Genomic DNA, 15,636 nt, shown 5'->3' on the forward strand with positions numbered 1-15,636 from the left:
AAAGAATGCGAAAGGCTGCCCAATGAACAGAAATGACTACCGGAAGCGGGACGCGCTCGACCTGGCGAAAATGCTGCACAGCAAGGAGCTCACGCCACTGGAGCTCATGGAATGCGCGATCGAACAGGCTGAAGACCTCAATCCCAAGATTAACGCGCTCTGCCACACCGAGTACGACCACGGGCGTGAAATCGCACGGGAAGCGACGCTCAAGGGGCGGTTCGGTGCGCTTCCGTTTCTGCTGAAGGATTCGGGTCTTGCCTATCCGCCGCTCGCGAACTCCCTCGGCTCACGCCTTTTCTCGGGCTTGAAGATCAATTTCAATTCGACTTTGACTGACCGTTTCCTTGGCGATGGCATGCTTCCGTTCGGAAGGACAACGGTGCCGGAATTCAGCATGGCACCCACCACCGAAGCGGTTGCCAATGGCGGTCCCACGCGAAACCCGTGGGACCGGACGCGCTCTCCGGGGGGCTCAAGCGGAGGTGCGGCGGCGGCTGTCGCCGCCGGAATCATTCCTTTAGCCCACGGCAGTGACGGTGGCGGTTCAATCCGGATACCCGCGTCGTGCTGTGGCATCTTTGGCCTGAAGCCTTCCCGCGGTCTGATTCCTGCCGGTCCGGCGCGGGGCGAGGGGTGGGGCGGTCTAGCGACTGACGGCGTCCTCTCGCGATCCGTCCGTGACACTGCCGCGGCGCTTGACGGGATCGCCGGAATGGAAGTCGGCGCGCCGTATGCAGCGCCAGCACAGGACAGACCCTACTCGTTCGTGATGAACGAGGCGTTCGACAAGCCGCGCCGGATAGCGATGTGGTCCAAGGGATTCGAGGACATCGCGATCGACCCCGAATGCCTGGCCGCTCTGGCGACCGCGAAGAGCCTGCTGGAAAAGCTCGGACACGAAGTGGTGGATGCGCCGCTGCCACCCGTCCAGTTCTCGAAGTTCGTCGAGGCACAGGTCAACATAATGGCCGCCAACGTGACAGTGACGGTAAACGGCAAGGTGCGAAACAATCCGGACTCAGGCTGGGAGCAGATGCTGGAGCCTGCGATCCTGGATGCCTATAGTCGGGGCAAGTCTCTGAGCGCTGAAGCCTATGCATTGGCAATCACGCGGTTTCACACCATCGGTCGGCAGCTCGAAACGTACATTCAGGAGTACGACTTCATTCTGACGCCGACACTCATGGAACCTCCTGCCAAGCTTGGGGCGATTTCGACGAATGACGATTTCATGGGGTTCAGAACGAAAGTGAGCCGCTACGCCACGTTCCTGGCGATCATAAACGCATCGGGGCAACCTGCCGCCAGCCTGCCTCTTCACTGGTCTGCTTCGGGCCTTCCGATCGGAGTGCAACTTATCGCCCCGTTCGGGGGCGAGGCCGATCTTCTGAGAATGTCGGCCCGCATAGAGGAGGCCCAGCCATGGTTCGATAAGGTTCCCCAGCTATGACCCTGCGAGCGCTCTTTTCCCGGTTTTTCGAGAGGTATCTCGCGGCTTTCGAGGGCGGAGAAACGAAGAAACATTTCACCGTCGCGCTGGGGGGAGGCTGCCTCATGGTCTGGCCGGACGGGTCTGACGCCGACAAGAAGTACGGCGAGCGCCGTCTACAAAGCGCGAGCGGCCGCCGCGATTCGTGGACAAGGTGACACTGTAAAATCTGGAACACGGTCGCCCTATAGTGGGATGACATGCGACTTCTGCGCCGCGTCACGGCGCTCTTGTTGCCAGAGGACACCGCATGATGTCCTCTGGCAATTTCGTTTATGCAGGCTGCGCGGCCGCCGCTTCGTCCCAGATCGCCCGAAGGGCCTTCTTGTCGATCTTTCCGGTCTTGCCAAGCGGGAGCTTCGCTTCGAAGTAGACTGTCGCGGGGAGCTTGAACTTGGCAAGTGACTGCGAAGCGAACGTGATCAGTTCCTCGCCTGTCAGCGGGGAGTCATCCTTCTTGACGACATAGGCGACCGGTACTTCCGCAAAGATCCGGTCCGGCACGCCGACAACCGCGGCGCTCAGAACATCTGGATGCTTCAAGAGGACGTTCTCGATCTCGACGGGCGCGACATTCGCGCCGCCGCGCCGGATAAGGTCCTTGATCCGACCCGTGATATACACGTAGCCCTGTTCGTCTTCGTAGCCGATATCACCGGTCTTGAACCAGCCGTCCGCATACGACGCCGCCGTAAGTTCAGGGTCTTTGTGATAGCGCTTTACCATCGAAGGCGCTTTCAGGAGGAGTTCTCCGTGGGTTCCCTTGGGGCAATCGCGACCGTTTTCGTCAAGCACCCTGACCGCTGCGCCGGGGGCGAGTTTGCCAACCGAACCACCCGGCGGCTCGACCGGATCGTCGGAGCGACGGCCAAACACCGGGTAGCATTCCGTCATGCCGAAATAGTTCTGGAGGTCCTTGCCGAAACGGTCCTTGAACCGCTTGCGAAGTTCATCGAGTAGGGGCGAGCCGGAGCAGATTAGCGCGCGCATCTGGGAGAGGTCGTATCTGGCATTCTGCTGTTCGGCATACTCGAGCATCATCGAGAACATCGTCGGCACGCCGTGGAATAGCGTAGCTTTGTGTTTGATCAGTGCGTCAAGGATTTCGGCCGGGTGGAAGCGGCGGTTCACGACGACCTTAGCACCAGCTAGAAGCGATACCATCGAGATCGTGGAAAGACCGAGAAGGAACCCGAGCGGCGCTCCGAGGACGGTCGTATCCTCGGGGGAAAGGCCGAACATTTCCTTGAAGGACGCGGCGGCGTTCAGCTGGGCGCGGTTGCTAAGTGCTACCGCCTTCGGTTGACCAGTCGATCCCGAGGTGTAGGCGATCAGCAAATCCTCGTCAATGTCGATGTCGACCTGCCCGGCGGACGAATCGACGCCCGACAGGTCCGCGAGGTCCTCGATTCGATGGCTCGTTCCTTCCGGCAGATTGAGTGCCTTGAGGTCCGCGACGTGCTCGTCGTGGAAGAGCAGCTTCGCCTCGCTGTGGTCAAGGATGTACTCGACCTCGGCCGTCGTCAGGTTAAAGTTTAGCGGTACGAATATACCGCCCAGTTTGGCGGTGGCGAAGTAGCAGAAAAGGAACTCGGGGCGGTTCTGGCTGAAGACAGCGACCGCGTCGCCCTTGGAGATGCCGAGAACTGCGAGTTTATCTGCGACGCCGTCGATGCGCTTCACGAGTTCGTCGTAGGTGTACTCGCGGCCGTTGAAGATGAGCGCCACCTTGTCGGGTTGCCTCTTACTGACTTCTCGAAGTGCCTGATAAATTGTGCTGTTGGTTGTCGGCGCGGACATGCCGTGGTTCCCTTTTTGCATCGTGGTAGGCCTGAAGGACTGTACCGAGTGGTTCTTTTTAGGTACGCATAAGTATAATAACAATGCGAGTCGCCGAGCAAGGGGAAACGGTTCGACAAGTCCAATCCAGCGGTAATGGCGGACGAAGCTTATTGACCGCATACTGTAGGGCACATTATTGTACTTAGTCGTACCAATAGGTCGTGGCACTAACATAGGGTCGTCTGCCTGCGCGCTCATGCGTTCCGATCAAACCAGTGCCTCCTTCGAAACACTCATCAGCAAACGGACATCCGCCATGAAGACCGGAGAAACCTTCAAGACCGAAACGCTTGAGGTGTCGAGCAAGGACATCATTGATTTTGCCGCTCTCTGGGACCCGCAGCCCTTCCATCTCTCGGCAGAAGCCGGGAAGGGGACTCAGTTCGGGGGATTGATCGGCAGTGGCCTGCAATCGCTCTGCTCGATGGTCAAGCTCGGAGTGGAATCGGGTTTTCTCACGAAGAACGGCATCGCCGGGCTCTCGGTCGAGAACCTGCGCTTCCGGGCTCCGCTTAGGCCGGAGATGGTCGTGTATGCCGAATTCGAGGTGAAGAACGCCCGTCCGTCGAGCAAGGACCCTCAACGCATCATCGCGACCCTGGCCGCAACCTTGAAGGATGTTGCCGGGCCGACGATCATAACGGCCGATCTGGTGAACCTGTACCACAACACAGAGGGAGTGTAGCGGTTATCCGTCACCGGCCGATCACGAAAAAATTGGATGACGAGGAAAACCGCGCCGGAACTCCGTGGGTGAACCTTCTGGATGACCGCGGGAAGTGCAAGTAGCCGGAACCGCGGAGTTGGACGGCTTGAAGCGGGATCTCAAGGCAGGCCCATCAAGCCGCTCGTCGATTGGGCAAGACGCCTGTGCAGCAGGCCTCAGGCCGATGATGCCCGACATGATGCCTCACGTTAAGCGGACCAGCGACACGAAGTCTTCTATAACACCCGGCACGGCCGCGAAGGGTGGACCCTCTCGTCGGCGACTGCCCAGATCATAGCCCCCGCTGTCGAAGGACATGTGAAGGTGAAAGGAGGGAAAACGGCTGCGATGGGCAGCACTAAGACATCTTTATTTAAACAGGGGTTCGCGCTTCTCTAAGAATGCGCGCGCTCCCTCCCGTAGGTCTGATCCCGCGAAGAGTTCGGAATACGTCGGTCTAAGGCGCTCGCAAAGCGACGAGGATGGCTCTATTAGGGAGTTGACGATGCTCTTTATGGCTTTCAACGATGCGGGCGAACGGCTGGCAAGTGTCTCAGCATAAGCCCTTACGCCGGATGCAAGTTCTCCGGGCGGGAATACCTGATCCACAAGGCCCCATGCCATGGCTTCGTCCACTCCGACGGTTCTAGCCGAGAAGAGCAGGTCTTTAGCACGAACAGGTCCGATCTTTTCGATGAGGCGGGCGGAGTCCTCCGCTCCATAGGCTATCCCCAACTTGGACGCCGTGATGGAGATCATCGCAGTTGAATCGGAGAACCTGAAATCAGCCGACAGCGCCAAGCCGAGACCACCCCCGAAACACGCACCCCGAACTTCGGCTATGACGGGGCAGGGAATACGACGGAGCGCGTCCTCCACATCCCGGTATCTTCCGTTGTATCGGTCAGCGGAAGCTTGGGAGCGGTAAGTGTCCGCGAACTCGGTTATGTCGGCCCCGGCGCAGAAATGCTTCCCCGCGCCGGAAAGCACCACAACCCTGGTCCCGTCGCTCTTCGAGATGAAGTCACAGGCGTCTAGCAGCGCGCTCCACATGGCTGCGTTGATGGCGTTACGTTTGTCTTGCCGATTGATCAAGACCTTCGCGACGCGTCCGGACTCCACCAGAATGGCTCCATCCGCAAAACTTGTCGTTTCCATGTCGAGTCCCTGTCTTATCCGTAGGATTGCGCTTGACCCGTTGATTCACGCCCCGCAAATCCAGCAAAGCGGGTGTCGTTCCCGATCCCGTCGGGTCTAACGACGGACCATTACCTACTGAGCACTACGCGGACTGACAAGTCTCCCCAGCGTACCGCACGGTCGGAAGGTCGTGGCCCGCAACAACCGCGCTGCCACAGGCTCGCGAGTGATATCCTCATTCGAACTAAAACATACCAAAAAGACAGTTGCAAGAACTAATCAGTAGTGGCAACATACTCATGGGTAGGAGAAACCAATGAGCGTGCATGCCACTTTAGCAGCCAGTCACCCTCAAACGCGAAACACGTCCACGGACGCGTTGGATAAGACACCCGACCCCGATGGGTATGTCGTTTTCGACCGCGTCCAGAAAAGCTACGACGGTGTTTCCCTCGTCATTAAGGACCTCAATCTCTCCGTTTCGAAGGGCGAGTTCCTCACGATGCTCGGCCCCTCCGGGTCCGGCAAGACGACCTGCCTCATGATGCTGGCAGGTTTCGAGATCGCCACGCATGGCGAAATCCGCCTCTCGGGCCGGGACATCAACCTCGTGCCGCCTCACAAGCGCGGGATCGGCATGGTGTTCCAGAGTTACGCGCTTTTTCCCCACATGACGGTCGCGGAAAACCTGTCCTTTCCATTGGAGGTGAGGGGGATCGCTAAATCGCAACGCGAGGCCCAGGTAAAGCGGGCGCTGGACATGGTAAAGATGGGGTCGTTCGCCGACCGCCGCCCGGCACAGCTATCCGGCGGTCAGCAGCAGCGCATCGCATTGGCCCGTGCCCTCGTTTTCGACCCAGCGCTCGTTCTAATGGACGAACCGCTCGGCGCGCTGGACAAACACTTGCGCGAACACATGCAGCTGGAAATCAAAAGCCTTCACGAGCGGATCGGCATAACGGTCGTCTACGTCACCCACGACCAGGGTGAAGCCCTGACCATGTCGGACCGCATCGCCGTCTTCAACGACGGGAAAATCCAGCAGCTGGCCCCGCCCTCCGAGGTGTACGAGAAGCCGCAAAACAGCTTCGTCGCCCAGTTCATCGGAGCAAACAACAGCTTACGCGGCGTCGTGGAGCAAATCGCGAACGGGCGCGCCAACGTCCGACTCTCCAGCGGTGAACTTATCGACGCGACCGCTGTCGGCGTGAGCGAGAAAGGGCAGCCAACCTCGGTCTCGATCCGTCCGGAACGGGTCGAATTCAAACCCGACCTCATACCTCAAGGGGCCAATAGCATCGACGCGGAGGTCATCACGACCGTCTACATGGGTGACATCCTTCACTGCCGCCTGCGGGCGGCGGGCAGCGACAACTTCGTGGTGAAGATGCGCAACACGCTTGGTCAGGCCAGGTTGTCTCCCGGCGACCGCATCAAGATCGGATGGCATCCCGAGGACGCGCACGCGCTCGATCCCGCATAACGACCTGTTGGCTCGCCGACGGGAAAAAAGAGTGCCGCGAAGGCACCGACGACTGGGAACTATAACCTATCAAACTGGGAGAACTGCACATGAAGAAGTATCTTCTCGCGACCACGATGTTCATGGCGATCGTGACCGGGGCAAAAGCCGACGTCGTTGTCATGTCGTGGGGCGGCGACTACGGTGCCGGACAGGTTGCCGCGTTCAATAAGCCTTTCACCGAGGCGACCGGAATCAAGTCCAGCATGGTCGACTCCGACAATCCGACGGCGTTGATCAAGTCCATGGTGGAAGCCAACAACGTGACGGTCGATGTCGTCGAGGTCGAGTACCCGGACGCGATCCGCGGGTGCGACGAAGGACTGCTCGAACCGGTCGATCCGGCTATCCTCCCGGCGTCGGCGGATGGCGCGTCCGCGAAAGACGATTTCATGGAAGGAGCCATCACCGAGTGCGGCGTGGCTACCGTTGTCTATTCGTGGGTGTTCGCGTACGACAACAAGAAGTTCCCGCAAGGCCCTGTTACGATGGCGGATTTTTTCGACACGAAGAAGTTTCCCGGAAAGCGCGCCCTGCGCAAACAGCCTAAGTTCGCTCTTGAGATGGCGCTGATTGCCGACGGTGTTCCTGCCGCGGATGTCTACAAGGTTCTTGGCACGCCGGAGGGCATAGATCGTGCCTTTGCGAAGCTCGACAGCGTCAAAGGCGACCTCGTATGGTACCAGGCCAATGCCGAGGCCGCGCGCCTCCTCGCTGACGGCGAGGTGGCAATGTCCTCCGGTTCCGCGAACCGCTTCTTCAATGCTGCCGTGTCCGAAGGCAAACCGTTTACAACGGTCTGGGACGGCCAGATCTACGACTTCGCCATGTTCGTCATTCCCAAGGGCGCTCCTCACCTGGAAGACGCCAAGAAATATCTCGCGTTCGCGACAGATACGAAGCAACTGGCCGGGATGGCGACCGAACTACCCTTTGGTCCGGCGCGCAAGTCGGCCGTTCCGCTCGTCCACTTCTTCAAGGACGGGAAGACTGACATTCGTCCGCACATGCCAACGAACCCGGACAACCTCAAAAACGCTCTGGCGGTGTCCTCCGACTTCTGGGCCGATCATGAGTCCGAGCTGACAGAACGCTTCAACACCTGGCTCACCTCCAACTGACCGTACGTCGGGGCGGGTCCGGAAGGGCCCGCCCGTTCACTGTCGTAGGCGAGGAGGGGACATGAATACGATCACTCAGTTAACCACGGCAGACGGCCGTCCGTTGACGCTGGCGCTTTCGACGGCGCGTCAGAAGGCTCGGCGGCGCGCCATGTTGCTCGTCGCGCCGCTTTTTCTCTTCATCGTTGTCACGTTCGTGGTGCCCATCGGACAGGTCCTCTTCCTTTCGGTCAACAACGACGGGTTTTCTCAGACCGCGCCCAAGCTCGGCGCGTGGTTCTTGGCCAATACCGATGGCACGGTCCCAGACGAAGCGGCTTACGCTGCGCTCGCGGCGGATCTCGACCAGATGCGGCGGGAGAAGACTGCTGGAGCAGCAGGGACGAGAATAAACGACGTTGTCCCAGGCTCCCGCTCACTCTTTACGTCTTCCGCGAGAGCGTCCCGCGACTTTAAGCCACCCTACAAGGAAGCCCTGATAGCGAAAGACGCGCGCTGGGCCGATCCTCGCGTATGGCACGCGATGCGAGCCGCCGCCAACCCGAACTCGCTGGACTACTACATCATCGCGGCTGATCGCCAGCGCGCCGAGGACGGCAGCATCCAGCAAGTTCCGCCAGAGCGCCGGCTTTATATCGGATTATTTGCCAGCACGTTCGCCCAGTCGGCGCTCATCACGTTTCTCTGTCTGATGCTGGCTTTTCCCATCGCGCATCTGATCGCACACGTGCGCCAGTCGACGGCAAACCTTTTGCTGATACTGGTCTTGCTGCCGTTCTGGACGTCGCTTCTGGTGCGGACTTCCAGCTGGATCGTGCTGCTCCAGCGGCAGGGAGTGGTCAATAACGTCCTTGTAGCCCTCGGGCTCGTCGACACGGATCGACGTCTCGAACTCATATACAACAATGTCGGCACGATTATCGTGATGACGCATGTATTGCTGCCCTTCATGATCCTCCCGATCTACTCCGTTATGCGCATGATCAATCCCGCGTATGTCCGGGCCGCCCGCAGTCTAGGTGCCACGAGCTGGACAGCGTTCCGTCGCATTTACGTGCCTCTTACGCTCCCGGGCGTCGCGGCCGGGTCACTGCTCGTGTTCATTCTGGCGGTCGGCTACTACATCACTCCGGCTCTGGTCGGCGGTGCGGACGGACAGCTCATTTCGAACATGATCCAGTACCACCTGAGCGCGTCGAACTGGTCGCTGGCCGCTGCGTTGGCTTTCATTTTGCTCGTCGGAGTTCTCGTTCTTTACTGGATTTACGACCGCCTCGTCGGCGTCGAAAACCTCAAGCTGGGATAGCACCCCCTCGTCGAAGCGGAACATCCACGGAGCAACAAGATGAAGCTTCCCGCCCACGCAGACCTGACCGAGAGAACCTGGCGTTGGATATACCTGGCGCTTTGCGTGGGCATCTTCGCCTTCCTCGTCGCCCCGGTTCTGATCGTGATCCCACTGAGTTTCAATGCCGAGCCCTACTTTTCGTTCACAGAGAAGATGCTCACTCTCGATCCCGACGGCTTCTCCTGGAGATGGTATGAATTGCTCGCAAAGTTCGGGATGCAGCAGCCCGAAGCCGCTTTCGGTATGGGTTGGCTTGCCGATCTCTGGAACAACTCGACATGGTTTAACGCCGCCAAGAACTCCATGTGGGTGGGCATTTGGTCCACGGTACTCGCGACCGTTCTCGGCACGCTGGCGGCTCTCGGCCTGACGCGGCCCGAAATGCCTTTCAAGCGCACGATCACCGCCATCCTGCTGGCTCCGATGATCGTTCCAATCGTCATCATCGCCACCGGGCTGTTCTTTTTCTACTCGAACCCTTGCGGGATTATCGGGCTCGATTGCGGTCGCCTTACCTCGACGTTCACCGGACTGGTCCTCGCCCACACCGCCCTTGGCGTCCCCTTTGTAGTCATCACGGTGAAGGCGACGTTGACGGGCTTCGACCAGTCGCTGGCCCGCGCTGCCGCCAGCCTCGGAGCGTCCCCCACACAGACGTTCGTCAGGGTCGTTATGCCGCTTATTCTTCCGGGCATCGTGTCCGGCGCGCTGTTCGCGTTCGCGACCTCGTTCGACGAGGTCGTAACGGTGCTCTTCGTGGGCGGACCGCAGCAGGTAACGGTCCCGCGTCAGATGTGGGGCGGGCTCCGCGAGCAGGTTAGTCCCGCGATCCTCGCGGCCGCTACCATTCTCACTTTGGTGTCGGCGGGGCTGCTTGCTACGGTGGAGCTCCTGCGGCGGCGTTCCGAGCGGCTTCGCGGCATTAGGGCTTAGCATCCGCGGACGGGAAGAGCTGGCGATCGTTGTCGCCAGCTCTGTGCGCGTCCGTGATCACGGTGTTATTTGAAGACCGCTATCGGCGCTCCGAGAACTTCCATATCGGGTTCGACACCCAATCCGGGCAAGTTTGGGGGAGGCATGTGCCCGTTGATCGTGCGCGCACCGCGCTGCGGGGCGGGGTCGACGGTGATGTAATCCTGGCACGACCACGCGCCGTAGAAGCGGTTGGCCGGAATGGTCTGGGCGAAATGGGCCGCTACCGTGTCATTGATGACCGTGCCCGCCATGCACATCATGAAAAGGTTGATGTCGTACGCAAGGCAGAGGTCGCGGATCGCGCGTGCTTTCGTGAGGCCGCCAACACGAGCCAGCTTAATGCTAACCAGTTCACAGCCGCGGTCTGAAAGCGCGCGCACGAAGTCCTTGAGTTCCACCATGCACTCGTCGAGCGAGATCGGCTGCCGGGTTCTCGTGCGCACGTCGAGGCACTCCTCGTATGTGAGGCAGGGCTGTTCGAAGGTGGTGTCCAGATGACTCACGGCGTTCATCAGGCGCGTAGCTTCGTGAGGGCTCCAGCCGCCGTTTGAATCGAAGATGAAGAACTCCCCGTCCTTCCGTTGCTCCATTACGGCCTTGATCGTTGCCACGTCCGATTCGAAACCCTGACCGACCTTGATCGAGTAGTTCTTATAGCCAGCGATCCTCTTCTGCTCGATTTCGGCTTTGGTCTCATCAAGGGAGTGAAGGTGGATCGATGCCATGCGCGGTACGGCGTTCTCTTCCTTTCCGCCGAGGAGTTCGTAGATGGGCTGCCCGGTGGCTTTGCCTATGATGTCGTAGAGCGCGAAATCCACGGCGGCCTTCGCATAGATGTGGCCGGCCAGGATGCGGTCCATGTACCGCACCAGAACATCAGGTCGCGTGGGGTCGCAACCGATCAACTGGGGAGCCATTTCCATGAGGGCTGCTCTTACCCCGCCGGGAAACGCGGGTAGATAAGAAGAGCCCCAGGGGCAGACCTCGCCCCATCCGGAAATGCCCGCGTCCGTGTCGATCCGGATAAACGTCGAGTGGAATTTGTCGAACACCCGGCCTCGGGAGAGCACCTGCGGTGTCTCGAGCGGAAGTTCCAGCGCGTACAGGGATATTCCGGATATTTTCATAGTTGTCCTCCACTTGTAACGAATGATCTGAGTGCCTTAGTCCTCCGGCACAAGCGCGATTGGCGGACTTCAAATCTCCGAGAATCGCTTTCCACTTGGGGCGAACCGTTTCTACTCGGGGGCACACTCCGCTGCGCGCAGATTGGGATTGCGGATTCGGTCAGTCAAGCAAAAACATACGCCATGCCCCATTTTGCGAACGTATAAAGACGAGTGAAAAACCTTTGAGTATCTCGGGCCGCCGTGAGCTTCAAGGCAGTGTTCTCAGCCAAATTATACTACTAAGTATCTTTAGGTACCCGTCCGTTTAGCAGAACATTAAGTTTGTAATCGTAATTTTTGCTCGTGTCCGCGGGCTGGGCGGGGATGCGGTTTCAGCGCTGAAAACAATGGGCATTTGATCAACGGCGCGGCAGCTTCGCGCTCTCCGAAGGATTCGAGAATATGAGTAAACCTAGACAAGTTTCGCTGGCGACCAAACTTATGCTGGTCACGGGGGTGATCGTTTCAGGCGTGCTGATTGCGTCGAATGCCGCGCTGATCCTGGAGACGCGCGATCGCGTTTCGGATCTCGTCCGCGATAAAGCTGCTACCGAAGCCCGGGCGATCGCATCGCAGATCGTGGGCGAGGTATCGCTGCTCACCGGGGCCGCGACAGCTACTGCGAAGTCGATCGCGCACAGCCACAGCGAGAAGACGATCGACAGGAGAGGTCTGATCACCCTGCTCAAGGCGAACATGGACAATCCGCTCGCGCTCGGCAGCTACTTCGCGGAAGTCGATAAAGGCTTCGATGGTCAGCGAGACGAGGTGAAAGGCAGAACCGAACTCGGTGCGAACGAGGAGGGGCACATGAGTCCCTACTGGACCCGCAACAAGGCGGACTCTTCGCTAGGTCTCTCGACATTTCCCTATTCCGAGAGCGAGCCGTATTTCGCCACCGCGGCAAAAACCCTTCTTCCGCATATGAGCCTGCCGACGATCGGCACCGGTGATACCGAGGGCGTGCTAATGGTCACCGTGGCCCATCCGGTCATCTCAGCTGGCAAGTTCATAGGCGTGGCAGGCATCGACGTTTCGCTTTCAAGCCTTTCCGAGCAGGTCGAGAAGGCGCAGCCTTTCGGCACGGGTAAGGTGATGCTGCTCTCCCAGGACATGAAATGGCTCGTGGCGGACCGTCCGGAAAACGCCATGAAGACCTATGAGGGCAGCCCGATCGACGGCGATGCAGGAGCGTCCGGAGAGGTGCAGCCGTTCGAAATCGGTACGGTGAGCGACGTCAACGGGGAGTTCATGCGGTTCGCATACCCGTTCAATCTTCCGGGCTTGAACGCCCAGTGGACGCTCCTGCTAGACGTGCCTACCTCCGCCATTCTCGCGCCCGTTCGAAACCAGACCTATTTGATGCTCGCGGCAGGCGTCTGCGTTATGCTGACGGTCATCCTCGGTCTTTACATGGCCGTCCGACACCTCGTTCAGCGTCCGCTCGACGGTCTGGTGGGTGCGGTTGGGAAGCTGGCGCGCGGCGACTTCGCGACCGAGGTGGAAGGACAGCATCGCGGCGACGAGATCGGCAAGGTCGCGCAGGCACTCGATGGCTTCAGGCACCGCCTTGCGGAGACGAAGACACTTGATTCTCGGCAACTCGCACGGCGAGCGAGTTGGAAAGGCAGCAACGTGAAACCGAACGCCAGGCTTCCGACGCAGCACAGCGCGACGTCGTGAACTCCCTTGGCGAGGGGCTGCGGCACCTGTCTGCTGGCGATCTCACATTCCGCCTTTCCCAACGCTTTGAGGAAAACTACGACCAGCTTCGCGTCGACTTCAATTCGGCCGTCGATGGGCTTGTCGATATGGTCACGAAGGTCAACGCTTCGGTGGCCAACATAACGAACGGCTCGCGGGATATCAGTTCGGCTGTGAATAACCTGTCCCAGCGCACAGAACAGCAGGCCGCTAACCTCGAAGAGACCGCCGCCGCGCTTAGCGAACTGACCGCGCAGATCAACGCGAGCGCCGAGCATGCGAAGCAGGCTGCGATGACCGTCGGCGAAGCCAGCAAGGACGCCGAACGTTCGGCCAATGTTGTAGTCCAGGCCATCGAAGCGATGCATGATATCGAGCGGTCCTCCGCCGAAGTTGGCCGGATTATCAGTGTCATTGACGAAATCGCATTCCAGACAAACCTCCTGGCCCTTAATGCCGGGGTAGAGGCAGCGCGGGCAGGGGAAGCCGGAAAGGGTTTCGCCGTCGTCGCGCAGGAGGTAAGAGAACTCGCACAGCGGTCAGCCGCCGCTGCAAAGGAAATCAAGACGCTCGTCCAGAACTCATCCTCGCAGGTAGCAACAGGAGCTGGGTTGGTCGGAACTGCGGGTGATGCCCTTCGCGGAATCTCTTCTCAGGTCCTCCAGATCAACGAGGTCATCCGTCACATTTCCGCTTCGGCATCCGAGCAGGCGACCGGACTTAGGGAAATCAATAACGCAGTTGGCCAGCTTGATGACTTTACCCAACGGAATGCCGCGATGGTCGAGGAGACGTCTGCAGCAAGCGCCGGCTTGACTGACGAGGCATACTCGCTCAGCCATCTCATCGAGCAGTTCCGCATTTCGCCGTCGCCGGCCACCAACGTAGTGCGGTTCGCGGGCAAGGTGAGCGTCGGCTAGGCATCGCAAGCGTCAGAGCCATGCCCCCCAGAGCCCGCCGCCTTCGCGCGGCGGGCTGTCGTTTTGGAACCGCTGTGCCGCACGACCCACCGACGCAAGCTAAATGGGTTGCGTGAGCATTCTTGTGGTAATTTTTTCTTGACCACCGGGTATGTCGATGTGCTAACCGACGCCGCAAGCGCGAGCTGTGGAGGATAGCATGGACGGATTCGCAACGAGGAATGTTTCTCGAGCTGTGCAGGAGGAGGCGGGCCGTCTCACCGGCAGATTGGGCACCTGGGACATCATTTTCACTGTCCTGGCCTTCAATGCCCCTCTGACTGTCGTGACCAACTTTACTGTCCTCGTCATTAGCATGGGGAATGGTCTCGGCACGCCCGTTACATACCTCGCCGGGGCGCTACTCCTTGCGCTATTCGCGGTCGGTTTCACGACGATGGCCAAGCACGTTCCCAATGCCGGGGCCTATTACGCCTACATCACCGTAGGTCTGGGCAAGCGTCTCGGGCTGGGGTCCGCGTTCCTTGCAATCCTATGCTACGTGCTCCTTCTCATGGGTATCTACCTTTTCACGGCGATTGTATGGGGGCAGCTCGCAAAGACGATACTCGGCTACGATGCACTGTCATGGTGGCAATGGGCATTAATCGTCTGGGTGCTTGTGTCGCTGTTTGGCTATTGCCGGATCACTCTTTCTGCTCACGTCCTCACCGTGGCATTGATAGCTGAGGTCCTCATTGTCGCGGTCTGGATAGCAGTCGTGGTCTACACTGACGGCGGATCCAGCGTGCAGACGTCCTGGCTAACACCGCGCAATATCCTTTCGGGTAATATCGGGATCGGACTTCTTTTCGCGGTGACGTCTTATGCAGGCTTCGAGGCGACGGCCGTGTTCAGGGAGGAAGCGCGCGACCCCGACAAAACCGTACCGAGGGCGACGTATGGTGCAATCGCGGTCATGGCTACCATGTTCGCGGCGGGCAGCTTCTTCCTGATTAATGCAATCGGGGCGGGGAACGCGGTTTCGATAGCGTCCACCGATCCCGCGGGTGCTGCAGTCGCGACGTTCGGAAAGTACCTCGGCCATTTGGGCACGATGACCCTCGAGGTCCTCCTGTGTTCCAGCACGTTCGCCTGCGCGCTGGCGCTTCACAATGTGCTCGCCCGTTACGTCTACTCGATGGGGATGGACGGCGTCTTCCTCAAGTCCTTTGCCGCGGTACATCCCAATCTAGGGTCGCCTTATAAAGCCTCGGTGCTGCTGAGCGCGGTCTTCCTTCTCTTTATCGGCGCGCTGATCTATTTCGACGCCGATCCCGTGGTTGGCTACGGCGCATTCGCAGGAGCGGGAGGGCTGGGCCTGCTATACCTCCTCATCTTGACGTCACTCTCCGTCATCTTTTTTTTCAATAGGCGCGGATCCAAGGCTTCGGTGTCCTCCTGGAAGATTCGATACGCTCCTGCGGTCAGCCTAGTTGCGTTTGCGGTTTGTGCTGCACTGGCAACGGTGAACATCGATCTAATGACTGGGAGCGTTGAACTCGGCTATGCATTGGTGGGCTTTATGGTCTTGGCGCTAGTGGGCGGCATGGTCTACGCAAGCCACCTCAGAAGGAGCTCGCCGGACGTCTTCGAGGCGATCGGGCGTCAAAAGGTCTAGTTAAGAGCCGCCAAAGCGGCGGCGGAGAATAGAAGAT

General features: G+C 59.4%; 12 protein-coding genes. 9 read left to right on the top strand and 3 right to left on the bottom strand.

The annotated features are described in order from the left end of the window. The first annotated feature begins 22 nt into the window (after window positions 1-22). Window positions 23-1,453, top strand: coding sequence for an amidase (locus FKV68_RS08670; RefSeq protein ID WP_180941089.1), 1,431 nt, complete (start codon window positions 23-25; stop codon window positions 1,451-1,453). Between the two features lie 312 nt (window positions 1,454-1,765). Here the strand turns inward: FKV68_RS08670 and FKV68_RS08675 are convergent, their stop codons facing one another. After that, on the bottom strand, window positions 1,766-3,292 hold the full coding sequence (locus FKV68_RS08675) for a class I adenylate-forming enzyme family protein (RefSeq protein WP_180941090.1): 1,527 nt from the start codon (window positions 3,290-3,292) through the stop codon (window positions 1,766-1,768). 298 nt (window positions 3,293-3,590) lie between these two features. Here FKV68_RS08675 and FKV68_RS08680 point away from each other — a divergent pair, with 298 nt between their 5' ends. Further along, on the top strand, window positions 3,591-4,019 hold the full coding sequence (locus FKV68_RS08680; RefSeq protein ID WP_180941091.1) for a MaoC/PaaZ C-terminal domain-containing protein: 429 nt from the start codon (window positions 3,591-3,593) through the stop codon (window positions 4,017-4,019). Between the two features lie 390 nt (window positions 4,020-4,409). Here the strand turns inward: FKV68_RS08680 and FKV68_RS08685 are convergent, their stop codons facing one another. Further along, window positions 4,410-5,198: an enoyl-CoA hydratase/isomerase family protein gene (locus FKV68_RS08685; protein WP_180941092.1), complete on the bottom strand. Its 789-nt coding sequence runs from the start codon at window positions 5,196-5,198 to the stop codon at window positions 4,410-4,412. Between the two features lie 298 nt (window positions 5,199-5,496). On the opposite strand from FKV68_RS08685, the gene FKV68_RS08690 reads away from it, so the two are divergent. From FKV68_RS08690 to FKV68_RS08705, 4 genes are all read left to right on the top strand, one after another. Further along, window positions 5,497-6,663 carry an ABC transporter ATP-binding protein gene (locus FKV68_RS08690; protein WP_180941093.1) on the top strand — a complete coding sequence of 389 codons (1,167 nt, stop codon included), beginning with the start codon at window positions 5,497-5,499 and terminating at the stop codon, window positions 6,661-6,663. 89 nt (window positions 6,664-6,752) lie between these two features. Beyond that, entirely contained in the window at window positions 6,753-7,823 is a 1,071-nt protein-coding gene (locus FKV68_RS08695) for an ABC transporter substrate-binding protein (protein WP_180941094.1), read from the top strand. Between the two features lie 103 nt (window positions 7,824-7,926). After that, a complete protein-coding gene (locus tag FKV68_RS08700) occupies window positions 7,927-9,129 on the top strand; it encodes an ABC transporter permease (protein WP_245181159.1) in 1,203 nt (400 codons plus the stop codon). A 39-nt stretch (window positions 9,130-9,168) separates the two neighbouring features. Beyond that, on the top strand, window positions 9,169-10,104 hold the full coding sequence (locus FKV68_RS08705; protein ID WP_180941096.1) for an ABC transporter permease: 936 nt from the start codon (window positions 9,169-9,171) through the stop codon (window positions 10,102-10,104). Window positions 10,105-10,169: 65 nt separating this feature from the next. Here the strand turns inward: FKV68_RS08705 and FKV68_RS08710 are convergent, their stop codons facing one another. Further along, window positions 10,170-11,273 (bottom strand): mandelate racemase/muconate lactonizing enzyme family protein, encoded by a 1,104-nt coding sequence (locus FKV68_RS08710; protein ID WP_180941097.1) that lies wholly within the window; start codon window positions 11,271-11,273, stop codon window positions 10,170-10,172. Between the two features lie 444 nt (window positions 11,274-11,717). On the opposite strand from FKV68_RS08710, the gene FKV68_RS08715 reads away from it, so the two are divergent. The 3 genes from FKV68_RS08715 (at window position 11,718) to FKV68_RS08725 (ending at window position 15,599) form a co-directional block, all read left to right on the top strand. Next, on the top strand, window positions 11,718-12,998 hold the full coding sequence (locus FKV68_RS08715) for a PDC sensor domain-containing protein (RefSeq protein ID WP_180941098.1): 1,281 nt from the start codon (window positions 11,718-11,720) through the stop codon (window positions 12,996-12,998). Further along, window positions 12,995-13,939 carry a methyl-accepting chemotaxis protein gene (locus FKV68_RS08720; protein ID WP_180941099.1) on the top strand — a complete coding sequence of 315 codons (945 nt, stop codon included), beginning with the start codon at window positions 12,995-12,997 and terminating at the stop codon, window positions 13,937-13,939. The genes FKV68_RS08715 and FKV68_RS08720 overlap by 4 nt, the downstream gene beginning before the upstream one ends. Window positions 13,940-14,138: 199 nt before the next feature. Continuing rightward, on the top strand, window positions 14,139-15,599 hold the full coding sequence (locus FKV68_RS08725) for an APC family permease (protein WP_180941100.1): 1,461 nt from the start codon (window positions 14,139-14,141) through the stop codon (window positions 15,597-15,599). Window positions 15,600-15,636: the final 37 nt, after the last annotated feature.

Origin of the sequence: Sinorhizobium mexicanum, from assembly GCF_013488225.1 — a bacterium.
GTDB classification, from domain to species: domain Bacteria; phylum Pseudomonadota; class Alphaproteobacteria; order Rhizobiales; family Rhizobiaceae; genus Sinorhizobium; species Sinorhizobium mexicanum.